16 protein-coding genes are annotated in these 13,058 nt (G+C 73.4%); 14 read left to right on the top strand and 2 right to left on the bottom strand.

The window, feature by feature from the left end:
* The first annotated feature begins 26 nt into the window (after positions 1–26).
* The gene (locus tag ACIQIB_RS32205) at positions 27–824 is read left to right on the top strand and encodes a pyrimidine reductase family protein (RefSeq protein ID WP_400762325.1); all 798 of its coding nucleotides are present in this window, start codon (positions 27–29) and stop codon (positions 822–824) included.
* On the opposite strand, the gene ACIQIB_RS32200 is transcribed toward ACIQIB_RS32205, so the two are convergent.
* The gene (locus tag ACIQIB_RS32200; protein ID WP_400762323.1) at positions 788–1,858 is read right to left on the bottom strand and encodes a glycosyltransferase family 2 protein; all 1,071 of its coding nucleotides are present in this window, start codon (positions 1,856–1,858) and stop codon (positions 788–790) included. The genes ACIQIB_RS32205 and ACIQIB_RS32200 overlap by 37 nt on opposite strands.
* Entirely contained in the window at positions 1,858–2,682 is an 825-nt protein-coding gene (locus ACIQIB_RS32195) for a GntR family transcriptional regulator (protein WP_400762321.1), read from the bottom strand. Before ACIQIB_RS32195 ends, ACIQIB_RS32200 begins: the two co-directional genes overlap by 1 nt.
* A 237-nt stretch (positions 2,683–2,919) precedes the next feature.
* Here ACIQIB_RS32195 and ACIQIB_RS32190 point away from each other — a divergent pair, with 237 nt between their 5' ends.
* The 13 genes from ACIQIB_RS32190 (at position 2,920) to ACIQIB_RS32130 (ending at position 13,007) form a co-directional block, all read left to right on the top strand.
* Complete coding sequence (locus ACIQIB_RS32190; RefSeq protein WP_400762319.1) at positions 2,920–3,249, top strand: hypothetical protein; 330 nt, start codon at positions 2,920–2,922, stop codon at positions 3,247–3,249.
* A 2-nt stretch (positions 3,250–3,251) separates the two neighbouring features.
* On the top strand, positions 3,252–3,374 hold the full coding sequence (locus ACIQIB_RS32185; protein WP_400762317.1) for a hypothetical protein: 123 nt from the start codon (positions 3,252–3,254) through the stop codon (positions 3,372–3,374).
* Positions 3,374–3,658 (top strand): hypothetical protein, encoded by a 285-nt coding sequence (locus ACIQIB_RS32180; protein WP_400762315.1) that lies wholly within the window; start codon positions 3,374–3,376, stop codon positions 3,656–3,658. Before ACIQIB_RS32185 ends, ACIQIB_RS32180 begins: the two co-directional genes overlap by 1 nt.
* Positions 3,659–4,034: 376 nt before the next feature.
* A complete protein-coding gene (locus tag ACIQIB_RS32175; RefSeq protein ID WP_400762313.1) occupies positions 4,035–4,547 on the top strand; it encodes a hypothetical protein in 513 nt (170 codons plus the stop codon).
* A 120-nt stretch (positions 4,548–4,667) separates the two neighbouring features.
* Positions 4,668–4,790 (top strand): hypothetical protein, encoded by a 123-nt coding sequence (locus ACIQIB_RS32170; protein ID WP_400762311.1) that lies wholly within the window; start codon positions 4,668–4,670, stop codon positions 4,788–4,790.
* A 247-nt stretch (positions 4,791–5,037) separates the two neighbouring features.
* Complete coding sequence (locus ACIQIB_RS32165) at positions 5,038–5,400, top strand: hypothetical protein (RefSeq protein WP_400762309.1); 363 nt, start codon at positions 5,038–5,040, stop codon at positions 5,398–5,400.
* A gap of 4 nt (positions 5,401–5,404) precedes the next feature.
* Entirely contained in the window at positions 5,405–5,893 is a 489-nt protein-coding gene (locus tag ACIQIB_RS32160; RefSeq protein WP_400762307.1) for a hypothetical protein, read from the top strand.
* 16 nt (positions 5,894–5,909) lie between these two features.
* Entirely contained in the window at positions 5,910–6,335 is a 426-nt protein-coding gene (locus ACIQIB_RS32155; protein ID WP_400762305.1) for a hypothetical protein, read from the top strand.
* Positions 6,336–6,340: 5 nt separating this feature from the next.
* On the top strand, positions 6,341–6,664 hold the full coding sequence (locus tag ACIQIB_RS32150; protein ID WP_400762303.1) for a hypothetical protein: 324 nt from the start codon (positions 6,341–6,343) through the stop codon (positions 6,662–6,664).
* Between the two features lie 78 nt (positions 6,665–6,742).
* Positions 6,743–7,267 (top strand): hypothetical protein, encoded by a 525-nt coding sequence (locus ACIQIB_RS32145; RefSeq protein WP_363613379.1) that lies wholly within the window; start codon positions 6,743–6,745, stop codon positions 7,265–7,267.
* Between the two features lie 140 nt (positions 7,268–7,407).
* Positions 7,408–7,893 (top strand): hypothetical protein, encoded by a 486-nt coding sequence (locus tag ACIQIB_RS32140; RefSeq protein ID WP_400762300.1) that lies wholly within the window; start codon positions 7,408–7,410, stop codon positions 7,891–7,893.
* 46 nt (positions 7,894–7,939) lie between these two features.
* Positions 7,940–10,357 carry a hypothetical protein gene (locus ACIQIB_RS32135; RefSeq protein ID WP_400762298.1) on the top strand — a complete coding sequence of 806 codons (2,418 nt, stop codon included), beginning with the start codon at positions 7,940–7,942 and terminating at the stop codon, positions 10,355–10,357.
* Positions 10,358–10,682: 325 nt separating this feature from the next.
* Positions 10,683–13,007, top strand: coding sequence for a hypothetical protein (locus ACIQIB_RS32130; RefSeq protein ID WP_400762297.1), 2,325 nt, complete (start codon positions 10,683–10,685; stop codon positions 13,005–13,007).
* The last annotated feature ends 51 nt before the right edge of the window (positions 13,008–13,058 follow it).

Raw genomic sequence — 13,058 nt, 5'->3', positions numbered from 1 at the left:
CCACCTGTCCTGGCAGACTGCGCACCATGCAGCGCCTGCTCCCCACCCCGGTCGACCGCATCCCCGCCGAGCAGCTGGAGGTCCGCCTCGCCGAGATCTACCGCTACCCGGCTGAGGCTGCTCAGCGAACGTGGCTTCGGGCCTGCATGGTCGCGTCGGTCGACGGTGCCTCCAGCGTGGACGGTCGGTCGGGCGGACTCTCCACCCCGGTCGACGCCGCGCTGCTCGGCGTCCTGCGTGCCCTCGCGGACGTCGTCCTGGTCGGCGCTGGTACCGCGTGCAGCGAGGGCTACGGACCCGCTGACGTACACCCGGTTCTGTCGGGCCTGCGTGCGCAGGCCGGACAGGAGCTGGCCCCGGCCATCGCTGTGGTCAGCGCCCGGCTCCAGCACCTTGATCCGCAGTCGCCGTTGCTGACCCTGCCGCCGGCCTCGCCCGGCGCGCGCACGGTGGTCATCACGACCGAGAGCGCGCCCAAGGCGGCGGTCCGAGCAGTAGAAGCGGCCGCTGACGTGGTGATCGCCGGTGCCGAGTACGTCGACCTGGACATCGCGGTCCAGGCTCTGGCCGGTCGCGGCTGGCACCGCATCCTGTGCGAGGGCGGCCCGCAGTTGCTCGGCAGGGTCCAGGCCGAGGGCCTGCTGGACGAACTCTGCCTGACGGTGGCTCCGCTCCTGGTCGGAGGCGGAGCGCCGCGGATCACCAACGGTCCGGCGGTTGTCGACCAGCCGATGTGCCTGGCCTCGCTGCTCGCCGACGACGGCTTCTTGTTCGCCCGCTACATGCGTCACTCGTCTGCTCCGGGTCGGCGGATCCCCGAGTAGTCCAGGCACTCGCCTTCTACCTGGCCGAGCACCTCGCGGGCTTCAGCGATTCGGCGGTCCAGCCGGTCGAGGACCCATACCCGTGCCGCGCTGATGAGGCCACTGTTGGTGCCGCCCTCCACCATCTCGCCGGGCGGAGTCCACCGGCCGTTGCGGCTGCGCCGGCCCACGATGTCGGCGGCCTCGCGGATCACGGCATTGACGGCCGTGTGAATCTCCACCCTGCGGTCGATGTTCCACTTCGGGTCGTCCGACTCGCCGATTTTCCGCTCGAACGGCGACAAGACCACCGGTTGCTGCCACTGCCAGCCGGAGCGGTGCAGGGCGTCGGCGCGGCCCAGAATCGCCGTGTGCCGCGCCGCGGTCGTAACGGTGTCGCGAAACTCAGCTGTGCCGGTCATCTGCCCGCTGTGCTTTCGGTAGACCTCGACGGGTTCGGCGATCATCCATCCCGGGGAGATCGCCTCGGCGGCCAGGAGGACACCGACATCTTCCCCGGCCGGGAGCGCCGGCCAGCCGCCGAGCGCGCGCAGCAGGTCGGTGCGGATCGTCATAGTGGTGCCCATGACCTGGAGCTGGCCCGACCTCAGGCCGTCGGCCAGCATGCCGGGGGGAAGCATGCCCGCCGCAGGGTCGGCAGGGCCAGGCGCCAGCGTGCCGTCGGGCAGCAAATCCAGGCAGCTGCCGACGCACCAGCCCAGGTCTGGGTGCGAGGTCATGACTTCGATGGCCCGGGCGAGGGCGCCGACGGGCAGCAGGTCGTCCGCGTCCAACGCCCGGACCAGGGAGCCGGTGACCCGGGTCAGGCCCATGGTGCGCGCCATGGCCGCGCCGCCCCGCGGGCCGGCGCCGATGGAGATTCGGGCATCATCCGGCAGCGATGCGGCAGGGATGCCGGACTCGCCGTCCTCCTGCACAATCCACTGCCAGTCCCAGCCGTCCGGGAGCTCCTGCTCGCGCAACGAGCGGTACGTCTCTTCCAGGTATTGGTGCCCGCCGTTGTGTACGGGGGTCACCACGCTGATCGTCGGCACTAACTTTCCCACCCTTCCAGCATCGTGTCGTAGACGAGCTCCACCCGGTCCGCTGGGATCGGGATGTCGGCGATCTCCACAGCATCGTCTTCCGTGGAGTAGCTGATTTTCCGGATGCGCAGGACGGGAACGCCCGGCGGGATGTCGTACTCGACCGACTCCTCCGGCGTGGGCATGGAGGCGGTGACCCTGTCCTGGATCCGGCCGATCTCGATGCCGATGGTGAACAACTGATGCATTGTTCCGCCAGGCCACGGCTCACGCTTGGCGTCGAGCAGGTCGGGATTGCGTTTGATCAGGTCGTACGGAAGGTAGCTGACCGACCCGCTGGAGCCAGCACCGGCCCTGTGGCGGCGCAGACGAGTCCGGCGGAGAACCTGCTGTCCTTCGGCGAGACCGAAAATCTCGGCGATGTCGGACGGCGGGTCAACCACGTCGTAGTCGACGAGGTCCTCGTAGAGGCTTTCGATCTTGAGATTGCTGTCCAGCTCGGCCACGCCGGTGGCAGCCCGCTCTTCTTCGGACTTGAGGGTCAGCGCCTTCTCGATGTGGTACCGCATGTTGCTCCGTCGCGTGTACGGAGGCTTGACGCGTACCCAGGTCTTTCCGCCGGCAGGCCCGGAGAGCACACCAGCGGCCTTCAGGTGCGAGACAGCCTTCGACGCAGTGTTGCGGTGTACGCCGTACTGGGCCGCAAGAGCAGAGTTGCTCGGGACATGGTCTCCCGGCTGGAGCTCGCCTTCCCTGATGGCCGCGAGGAGAGCGGAGATCACGTCCGGCGCGGTGCGGACCGGCGGATCTGCCGTGGAATCGCTGGTGTTCATGACGCCCACCTTGGCAGACCAGGCCACCCAGAGCAAGAGCTGCACATGCAGGTAGAGGAAACCTGCACGTGCAGCTCTTGACGATTGGTCAGCGCTCTGCCAATCTCGTCTCAGCGGCCAACCTGCACATGCAGGTTACGGGCTGGGAGGTCGCTGCGCGTCAAAAGGCGCGGTCCTGGGGCGTGGCTAGACGCCCCAGGACCACTTCGGAATCGACTCGCACGAGGAGTGATCCGCATGAACAGCATCCCGCAGAACGCTCGATCCGAGCACATCCTCCGCCTGCACCCGGGGGCCCTGACCCCCGAGCGCATCGTTGACCAGGTCGCCGACCACATCCAGAGCCAGTACGAGGGGCGGGTCATCGCCCTCGTGGTCCACGACCTGGCCGCCGTGGTCCCGGCCGCCGGCGAGAGCACCGTGATGGCGCTCGTCGCCGACGTCTGGGCGCAGGCGCAGCAGCACGTCAGGGCCGCCGACACCACCTGGACCCACATCAGCTGGTTCGTCGGGGACGCGATCGCTCGCTTCGCCGAAAAGCTGCGGCCGCAGATGGCGGGGTGCTGACGATGGCCTCCGACGCCCTGATCCAGCTCCTCGCCGCGAAGGCCGCGTCCCGACTCGCCAAAGCCTCCGCCAAGGTCGCCGCCCAGGCCCTCAAGGCCGCAGCCCCGAAGGGTGGTGGCAAGTGATGGGTCTCCGCTCGTTCTTCGGCATCGCCGAGCCCGCCCACCGCTCCAGCAGCTCCGGGTCCTCCGGGACGACGACCCGCACCAGCGGGATGTCGACCACCGGCTGGCACACCTACGACCCGGCCGAGGCGCAGCGTCACCACCGTGAGGCGCAGGTGTCGGTTCCGCAGGCGGGCGTCGACCAGTACGGGCGCCGGGTCGTCTCGGCCGATCCGTACAGCCGGCCCGACGCCAGCACCCGGCGGAACTTCGGCCGCCCGTACTCGGACGGGGGCGCGCGGTGACGATCAGCCACCTCTGCCGCAGCTACGCCGGCGGCGGCACGCCGGCCCCGGCCCCCGCCCCGCCCAAGGCCCCGAAGGGCGGTGGCAAGTGAGCGCCGCTGAGGACTCGCAGCGCCAGCAGCAGGACGAGCAGCTCCGTCGCGCTCGTGAGGCGTACGCCAGGGCGCAGGCCGCCAAGGCCGGCTCCGGCAAGTAGCCCCCGCTCCCCTCTTCTCCCCTCTCTTCTCTTCTCCGGCAGTTCGGCAGTCTCCCGCCGCCTGTCTCTCGGAACCGTCCTGGCATGCCCATGCCGGAACGGCGCCGGGAGTGGTGCGGCGGGCCCGCCAGGGCCCACCACCAGCAACTCCCCGACCCCGCCCGCTCAGGAGGAACCGCCATGTCCCGCACGACCACCGGCCGCCGCCAGGCCGAGCACATCGCCCGCACCACCACGACGTCGTCCTGGGCCTGGGTCGCCGAGGCCAAGGGCCCGGAGCGCGTGCGGCGGGCGGCCGCCCGCCGCCTGGCCCGCCTGACCGGCACCACCCTGGTCCGCTGGGACGGCACGATCTCGGACTCGGACTGGGACACCCTGCTGTCGGCTGGCGCCGACGCGCTGCTCGCCCAGGCCGCCGACGAGGACCAGCCGTTCGGCCTGGACCTGGTCGACGCGGCCGGGGAGCTCGCCGCCGAGGCCGCCGCCGCGGCCGACACCGTGCTGGAGCGCACCACCGTGCTGCCCGACATGCCGGTGCCCGGCCGGCACGTCGCCGCGGCCGCCGCCGCCCCGGAGCGCCTGCCCGACGAGCAGGACAAGGTCGAGCGCTGGTCGCCGTTCGAGGGCGGCCCCCGCTGGATCTGCCGCTCCGGCCGCTACGGCGACGGCAGCTACCCGACCGGCCAGCACTAGCACCGGCCGCGCCGCCAGCTCCACCCCGTCGCCCGTTCCGATCCACCGCGCCCTGGCCAGCACGACCGGCCTGGTGGCGCCCGCCGCACCACCATCCCAGTCCCGTACGGGAGGCCCGCCATGGACCAGTTCTTCTTCGTCTTCTTCGCCGGCACCAGCGCCACCGCCCTGATGGTGCTGGTCGCCGAGGCCGCCACTCACTTCCTCACCCCGCAGTCCGAGCAGGAGGATTCCGATGGCTGACCAGCCGATCGAGCCGACGCGCGTCGAGCTCTCCGGCGAGCGCGACGGCGCGTCGGGCGGCACACCCCCTCCTCCGCCGCCTCCGCCGCCGAGTGGGCCGCCGGACCTTCCGTCGCCGCGTCGCGGCGGTCCCCCGCCGCCTCCGCCCGGTCTCCCGGCCGCACCTCCCCCGCCGCCCCCGCCGTCCAGGCCGGGCGGTCTGCCGGAGCCCAGCAACTGGTACGGCGGCGGCGGTGGCGGGGGTGGGGTGGCGACCGCCCCGGCACCGGTCCACGTCACGAACCACCACCACTACTACCCGGCCGCCCCGGCGCCGGCCGCCCCGGCTCCGGCCCGGTTCTCCGTCGCCCGGATTCGCCCGGTCGCCAACGGCCTCGCCTTCGTCATCGGGGCGATCGTGGCCCGGAGCGTCTGGAACCCCGTGTACCACGTCTTCGGTGACGAGCCGGGCGTCGTGCTGGCCGGACTGGTCGGCGCGCTCGTCCTGGAGTACCGCTTCCGCTACCAGCGGGTGTGGCCGGCGAGGGTCCTGACCTTCTCCATGGTTTCCTCGCTGGCACTGACCCCCGCCGGACTGCACCTGGTCGGCTACGCCTTCACGGGGGTGTGAGCCGGTGACCGCCGCTCAGCTGTCCCTCGGCGGGCTGGCCCTGGCCGTCGCGATCCTGGTCTTCACCGCCGTGCGGTGGTGGCGCCGCGGCCGCGAGCTCCCTGGCGTCGCCGCCCTCGTCGGCGGCCTGCTCGTCGGCCTGCTCAGCGCGCTCTGCACGGGCGGCCTGCTCGGCGTCGCCGCCCGCCGCCTGACCACCGAGGCCACCAACCCCCTCGGCAACCGCCTCGGGGGCACCGGCTCCGACCAACTCCTCCCCCAGGCCGCACCGGCCGGGATGAGCGCCGGCGGCGGCGTCGCCACCACCGTCCTGCTCGTCCTCCTCGTCCTGGCCTGGCGCTGCTGCGACCAGCAGCTGCGCCGCCAGCTCACCGCCGGGATCGTCTCCGGCTCCGCCCTCGGCCTCGCCGGAGGGATCTCCGGCCTCGCCGCCACCACCCTCATCCCCGCCGCCAACCACCTCGGCGACCAGATCCTCGCCGCCCTCTACTGACCGTCAGGAGACTACGGTGGACCTGCCCCTGCCCTTGTTGTCCCTCACCCCCGTACCGGCGGGCCTGCTCTTCGCGGGCCTCGCCGCCCCCTACCTGACCAACACGCTCCGGATCGTCACCCGGCGCCCCCGGCCCGCCGACTGGGACGCCCGCCTGCTGAGCAACGCCCCCGGCCTCGGCCTGGTCGCTGGCGCCACCGCCGCCTGGTCCCCGCACCTGGCCGACGACGTGCCGCTGCCCTCCGGGCCCACCGGCTTCGCCGCCCTCTACGTGCTGGGCGTCTGCGTCAGCTCCTGGCGGATGCCGGCGCAGCCCAGCCCGGCCCACCGGGCGGCGCACAACCGGCTCGCCACCCCGCACGCCTGGATGGTCACCGTCGCCGCCCTGCTCGCCGCCTCCTACCTGGCCACCCGCCTGGCCGCGGCCCTGGGCGGGATGTGAGCGGCATGGACGACCTCTACCGCCTGCCCCTGGCGGCCGCCCTCACCGCCGGGTTCGGCGCCCTCCTCTACCACGTCGCCCCGCTCCCCTCCTGGAAGACCCGCTTCGGCTGGCTGCGCCCGGTCCTGTGGGGCGCGGCCTTCGGCGCGGCGGCCGGCGTCGTGCGGTGCACGCCGTTCCTGCGGCACGCCGCCCGGGTCGTCCTGGTCGACCACCCCTGGTGGATCGATCTCGCCGTCTTCCTGACCGGCGTGGCGGCCCTCCCCGTCCTGATCGTCCAGATCCGGCGCTGGGAGCGTGACCACCCCGAGCACACCCGCGAGCCCTGATCCCCCGGCCGCCCGACGGCGGCCACCCCCTCCCCTCCCCTCTCCTCTCCTCCCCTCATTCCTCTGGAGGTCACCACCGTGTTCGTCCCCGCCACCACCCTGACCGTGGGCGGTTTGTTCGTCGGCATGGCGCTGCCGCTGTGGCACGTCAGCAGGTTCGCCATCGGCAGCATCAAGAACGGCCGCACCGCGACGAAGGGCGCCCTGGACCTGGTGCCGCTCGGCGTCGGCATGCTCTACGGCGGCATCGCCACCGCCACCACGTCCGGCCTGATCGGGTTCACCACAGGCGCCATCACCTGGTTCGGCAACGGAGCCGGGTCGCTGGCGATGTGGGGCAGCACCGGCGGCCACACCACCCTCGCCGCCCGCGCCACCGAGACCGAGCTGTCCGGCATGGGCAACCTCGTGCTGCTGCTCCTCACCGTCGCGATCCTCGGCGCCTGGAAGGCCATCCCCGCCAAGGCCAAGCCCCGCATGCGCCTCGGCATCATCTCCGGGATTCTCCTCGGTCTGTCCGCCACCCTCGGCGGCCTGGTCATGGCCACCGTCATCCCCGCCGTCAACGGCATGGGCTCCGCCCTCGTCGGCACCATCGCCTGACCCCCGGCCCCGTCGGCCCGGACGCCATCGGTCGCCCACGCCCCGCACCGCGCCCAGCGCGGCCGCGGAGCGCGGGCGGCCGTCACCGCCCGGACCCACCCACTTCCACGGCGAAACCGCCGTACGAAAGGACGACCCCGATGCTCGGAGACAAGCGCGCCGCCCGCCGCCACCAGGAATACCTGGACAGCCGGCGCCGTGACCGCGAGCGCACGATGCGCAGCACCCTGGCCAAGGCCGCCGGCCTGACGGGCATGGCCCTGGTCGTCCGGGTCGACACCTGGAACCACCTGCTCACCCGGCCCCACCTCGGCGCCCTGCTCGCCGGTATCGACGCCTCGCGTATCGACGGTGACCCGGCGTCGGTGCGCGCCACCCTCACGGTCACCCTCTCCGGACCGCAGCTCGTCCACCTCCTCGCCTCGCTCTTCGCCGACAAGGAGAGCCGCGACCCGGGCCCGGCCGGGGAGGCCGCCCGCGCCATCGCCGGACGCCTCTACCCGGTGCTCGCCGCCGCCATCGACACCGCCTACCCCGGTTCGCCCTACCTGGGCCCGGCGCCGGCGACCGCCCGCGAGCTGGCCACCGTCGTCCTCGACGCCCCGAGCGGCCCGCCCTCCCGCTGAACCCCCGCCCGCCCCGCATCACCACCGAGCCCTCTGGAGGCGCACCGTGACCACCAGCTACCCCGAGCGCATCGTCATCGACGTCACCGAGGGCGAGTTCGTCGACGACGACGAGCAGCCCACCCCGGCGGCCCCCGGTAAAGAGAAGGAGAAGGCCGACACCGCCGACGGGCCGGGCCCCGCCGCCCGCGCCGCCGCCCGCCTCACCAAGGCCCTTACCACCGCGGCCGCCGCACAGGCCCGCCGCGAGTACACCGCCCTGCGCGACGGCCTGACCGTCCTCAAGACCGAGACCGGCGCCTGGGCCAGCGCCTCCCAGGAGACGCCCGCCCACCTGCGCGCCCACCTGCTCAACCGCCGCTACACCACCTGGCTGGGCAAGCAGAAGACCGAGGCCGAGGCCCTGGAGGAGAAGGCGAGCGAGCTGGAGAAGCAGGCCCGCCGCGCCGCCGCCGCCGGGCAAGGCGACGACGCCACCGCCGCCGACCACAAGCAGGCCGGCGCCGCCGCCGCCACGCTGCGGGAGGAGGCCGCGGCCTGGCGCCAGCGGGTCCGCGAGATCCACCAGCAGCCCTACACCGGCCACATCGACCCCAGCGACGCCGAGCTGGAGAGCCACCGCCGCCGCACCGCCAACCGCCGTCGGGTCGGCCTCGCCACGCTCCTCCTGGCGGTCGGCGGCCTCGAGCTGGCGGTCGGCAGTCTGGTCTTGCCGACGCTCACCGCCGCCGGCCTGGCCATCACCGCCTGGGCGAAGGGGAGGTTCCCCGGGTGGCGGCGCGAGCTCCCGGACGTCCCGTCGCTGGCGTACGAGATCGCCGACGGTACCCCCGCCAAGGACAAGAAGGAGAAGAAGGACAAGGAGAAGGAGAAGGAGGGCAAGAAGAAGACGGAGGCGGCCAGCGATCCGGTCGCCGAAGACACCCTGTTCCCCGGGGACACCGGGCTCCCGTTCCCGATCCACAGCGTCACCGACCCGGCCATCGCCGCGGCCTGCGTGGGACGGGCGCTGCGTGCCCAGCAGATCGATCTGGCCGAGATCACCGACACGGTGCGCACCTCGGTCGGCTGGTCGATGACGGTCACCGTCGCCTCCGGCGATCCGGCCGACATCGACACCGACCGCAACGCCGCCGCCATCCGCACCCTGCTCAAGCTGCCCCGGGGCGGCCTGGCCGTCGAGTGCTGGTCGGATGCGAGCGACACCGCCACCATCCGGGTGCAGACCCGGCCCGGCTTCACCGACATGGGCCCGGTCAGCGACAACCCGCCGCTCGCGAACTCGATCCTCCAGGCGGGCTCGTTTGGCCAGGGCCTGGACGGCACCGAGCTCGCCTTCTCCCTCGCCGGGGTGATGGGCTTCCTCGTCGCCGACTCCGGCGGCGGCAAGAGCAGCATCATGCTGGCGCTCGCCGACTGGGCCACCTCCTGTCACGACGCGGTCGTCATCTCCATCGACCCGCGCGGCGAGGGCGTCGAAGCCCTCGGCGACGCCATCCAGCTCGCCGTCAGCGACGACAAGCACGTCCTCAAGACCCTCGACTGGCTCGACCGGCTCTGCGAGGGCCGCACCAAGCTCCGAAAGACCCTCGGCTACGGCAAGGTGTGGCGCCCCAGCGCCGAGCACCCGGCCGTGATCGTGTTCGTCGACGAGTGGCACGACCTGCCCGCCAAGGCCAAGGCGAAGCTGCTGCGGCTGCTGCGCATCGGCCGAAAGGAAGCGGTGTGGATCATCGGCGCGAGCCAGTTCGGCACCGTGCAGGACCTCGGCTCGGCCATCGCGCCGAAGATGTCCCTCAAGATGGCCGGCTGCTGCCGGGGCATCGACGTCACCGGCCTGTTCGGCCAGGGCGCGCTGCGCGAGGGCTACCGGGCCGACCGCCTCAAGCCCGGCACCCACACCGACCCCGCCGACGCCGGCACCGTCTACATCCAGGGCCTGCCCGGCCAGCGTAACCGGCCCATGCCCTGGCGGTTCCGGCACCTCACGGACAGTGACGCCACCCGGCGCGGTAACCAGCGGGCGCAGGCCGGCCTGCCGGACCTGACCGCCAGCGCCGCGGCGGCCGGCCTCGACTGGCCCGCGCTCCTTGTCTCCCTCGGCGCTCGCCGACCGACCCCCGCACCCGCCGCCCCCGGCACCGGCACCGGCCCGGTTCACGTCGTCGCCACCCCGTCGATCCTCGACGTCATCGACGCCATGGACGGAGAGCGGACCATCCACACCGGTCCCCTCCTCCAGCGCCTTGCCCAGGCCCGCCCCGAGGTCTACGAGGGCTTCACCGCCGACGACCTGGACGACCTCCTCGCCCCGTACGGCGTCTCGGCCCGCCAGGCCCGAGCGATGACGGAAAGTGAGGGCGAGAAGAACCGCACGGGCTACTACCTCGACGACCTCCAGAGCGCCCTCGACACCGACGACGAGGACGACGAGGACGACCTGGACGAGGACGACGAGGCGTAGCCGAGCGCTCTACAACCCCTCTACGGGCCCGCTACGCACAAGATCACGTAGCGGGCCCGTAGAGCACCCGTAGAGCCCGTAGAGGGCCCTGAACTGCGCTGTAGTGCCGTAGAGCGCGTAGAGCCGCCCCACCCTTCCGAGCCCGGAACCGCCCGTCGGCGAGCTGTGGGCGCCTCCCGGCCCGAGCCCCTCTGCAACCCGCCCGCGGGGCCTCGCCGCCCCCGCTCCGAGCCGTGCCCCACCGTGCCGCCCACTGGCGTTGCAGCCCTTCCCCGGCCGTTCCGGCCGCCACACACCGTCACCAGCGAGACAGGAGTCTCCCGCCATGACACCGGCCCGCACCACCAGCCGCCGCACCCGAACCCCCGCCAAGAAGACCACCGCGAAGGCGCTCACGACCCGTCCGCAGACCCCCGTCGCCACCCCGTCGAAGACCCTCGCCAAGGCCTCCGCCACCACCCCGGTCCGGCCGTCGGCCGACCCGGTCCTGGCCGACGCTGCCGACCGCGCGGCCGACGTCCTGGCTATCGCCGAGGACCAGGCGCTCGCCGTCCTGGAGCGCGCAGCCGAGAGCGCCGGCCGCGAGCTGGCCACCGCCGGGCAGTGGGTAGCGGAGGCCGAGCAGCTGCGCGCCGACGCCGCCACCGAGGCCGAGGCCATCACGCAGCGTGCCGAGAAGGCGGTCCGGCGGATCCTCGACCTGGCCAACGACCAGGCCGACCTGATCCGCCAGGACGCTGTCCAGCACGCCCGGGAGCGGCGCGAGGAATCCGACGCCGACGCCCACGCGGCGGCGGACCGGCTGCTGGAGGAGGCCACCGAACGGGCCGGGGCGCTGCTGGCCGACGCCGAGCAGCGCGCCGCCGCCGTCCGCACCCAGGCCCAGGAGGAGGCGGGCCGGATCGTCGCCGATGCCGAGCAGCGCGCCCAGGCCGTTGCGGCCGGCATCACCGAGGCGGCCGAGGAGCAGGCCGCCAAGGTGCTCGGCGAGGCCGAGCGCGAGGCCGGCCGGACCCGCAGCCGGGCGGCGGCCGACCTCGCCGACATCCAGGACCAGGTCGCCGACGCCCGCCAGGCGCTGGAGCACACCCGGGCCCGGACCACCGACGACCGCGCCCAGGCCGAACAGGACCTGACGAACGCGAGGGAGCTCGCCGCGACCCTCCAGCGCGACGCCGCCGCGGCGGCCGGCCGCACCCTCACCGAGGCCGCCGCCGAGGCCGAGGAGATCCGCAACCAGGCCGCCGCCACCGCCCGCCAGATCGTCAAGGCCGCCGAGGACCAGGCCGAGGAGACCCGCCAGGAGGCCGAAGCGACGGCCGGGCGCGTCACCGAGGCCGCCCGCGCCGAGGCCGACACGGTCCGCGAGAACGCCGACACCGAAACCCGCCGGCTGCTGGAGGAGGCCGCAGCCGAGACGCAGGAGATCCGCGAGGAGGGCGCCCAGCAGGCCGCCGACCTGCGCGAGCGCGGCCAGAAAGCAGTGCAGCGGCTGCGAGAGGACGCCCAGGCCGCCATCGACGAGGCCAAGCAGGCCACCGGCGAGCAGCTGCGCCAGGCCAGCTCCGCCCGAGGAAAGGCCGAGGCCGACGCCCAGCGACTCCTCAACACCGCCCGGCGGGAAGCCGAGCAGGTCACCGCCGACGCCCTGGCCGAACTCGCCGAGACCCAGCAGCACGTCGCCGAGCTGCGCGCCGAGCAGCAGCAGCTGGAGCAGAAGCGGGCCGACCGGAACAAGGGCCGGATCCGCAGGGCCTGGCGCTGGTGGGAGGCCAACATCCCGAAGCTGCTGCCGAAGGTCGCCCTGTGGGCGGGCGTCGCCTACACCGCCGCCGGTGAGCACCACCTCGCCGTGATGGCCGGCATCGACACGTGGCTGGCGTGGCTGTTCCCGGTCGCGGTGGACGTGTGGGTGGTCGCCGCGACCCGCGCCCACGCCAAGGCCCGCGGCAAGGCGGCGCGCAAGCGGATCACACGGGAGGTGGTCACCGCGCTGGTGGTGATGATGGCCTGCCAGGTGGCCGCGCTGCTCGCCGAGCTGCACGTCTTCGGCGTGGCGCAGCGTGACGGACAGTGGCGGGTTCAGTGGGGCCTCGCCGTCCCGCTCGCCATGGTGGTGCCGGTGGTCATCTGGCGCGTGCACGCGCTCATGGGCCACGGCCCCTCCGCTCACGCCGCCCCCGCCGCGCAGCCGGACGCCGACGCCGCGCCCACCGAGCCCGGGGACGGCGCCCACGACGGCCCCGACCCGCGCCCGCCGCACGGCGGCCAGCCGCTGCCCACCGCTCACGGCATCCTGCTCCCCGCACAGGGCGGGCCCGCCGAGCGCTCACATGAGCGCGAGATCACCGCAGGTCGCGGGACGAATGGCGCTCACCGCGCACTGCCGAGCGCTCACCCGCAGAACACCGACGCTCACCCGTCTTCGGCGCTGACTGGCGCCGCGCTCCTGTACGCCCGCAAGGCGCTCGTCCGCCCCCTGTACGACGCTCTCGGCCGCCGCCCGCGCGTCGCGGAGATCCACGCCGCGCTCACCGCCAAGGGGCTGCTGACCGGCGACGAGAAGCAGACGCGCAGCACCTGCCAGCGCGTGCGCGACGCGGTCGAGGAGGCCGAGCCCGCACTCCGGCCCGTCGTTCGCTCTGCGTGACCGAGCGCCCAACGAAGCGGCCTCCGGGATGAAGAAAGCACCCCGGAGGCC

Origin of the sequence: Kitasatospora sp. NPDC092286 (assembly GCF_044755565.1) — a bacterium.
GTDB lineage: Bacteria > Actinomycetota > Actinomycetes > Streptomycetales > Streptomycetaceae > Kitasatospora.
Note: the sequence above shows the minus strand (reverse complement) of the source record. Positions and strands in the feature narration are given on the sequence as shown.

Coding starts and splice junctions, on each gene's coding strand:
- ACIQIB_RS32205 (WP_400762325.1), top strand. CDS start 27: ATGCAGCGCCTGCTCCCCACCCCGGTCGACCGCATCCCCGCCGAGCAG.
- ACIQIB_RS32195 (WP_400762321.1), bottom strand. CDS start 2,682: ATGAACACCAGCGATTCCACGGCAGATCCGCCGGTCCGCACCGCGCCG.
- ACIQIB_RS32190 (WP_400762319.1), top strand. CDS start 2,920: ATGAACAGCATCCCGCAGAACGCTCGATCCGAGCACATCCTCCGCCTG.
- ACIQIB_RS32185 (WP_400762317.1), top strand. CDS start 3,252: ATGGCCTCCGACGCCCTGATCCAGCTCCTCGCCGCGAAGGCCGCGTCC.
- ACIQIB_RS32180 (WP_400762315.1), top strand. CDS start 3,374: ATGGGTCTCCGCTCGTTCTTCGGCATCGCCGAGCCCGCCCACCGCTCC.
- ACIQIB_RS32175 (WP_400762313.1), top strand. CDS start 4,035: ATGTCCCGCACGACCACCGGCCGCCGCCAGGCCGAGCACATCGCCCGC.
- ACIQIB_RS32170 (WP_400762311.1), top strand. CDS start 4,668: ATGGACCAGTTCTTCTTCGTCTTCTTCGCCGGCACCAGCGCCACCGCC.
- ACIQIB_RS32150 (WP_400762303.1), top strand. CDS start 6,341: ATGGACGACCTCTACCGCCTGCCCCTGGCGGCCGCCCTCACCGCCGGG.
- ACIQIB_RS32140 (WP_400762300.1), top strand. CDS start 7,408: ATGCTCGGAGACAAGCGCGCCGCCCGCCGCCACCAGGAATACCTGGAC.
- ACIQIB_RS32130 (WP_400762297.1), top strand. CDS start 10,683: ATGACACCGGCCCGCACCACCAGCCGCCGCACCCGAACCCCCGCCAAG.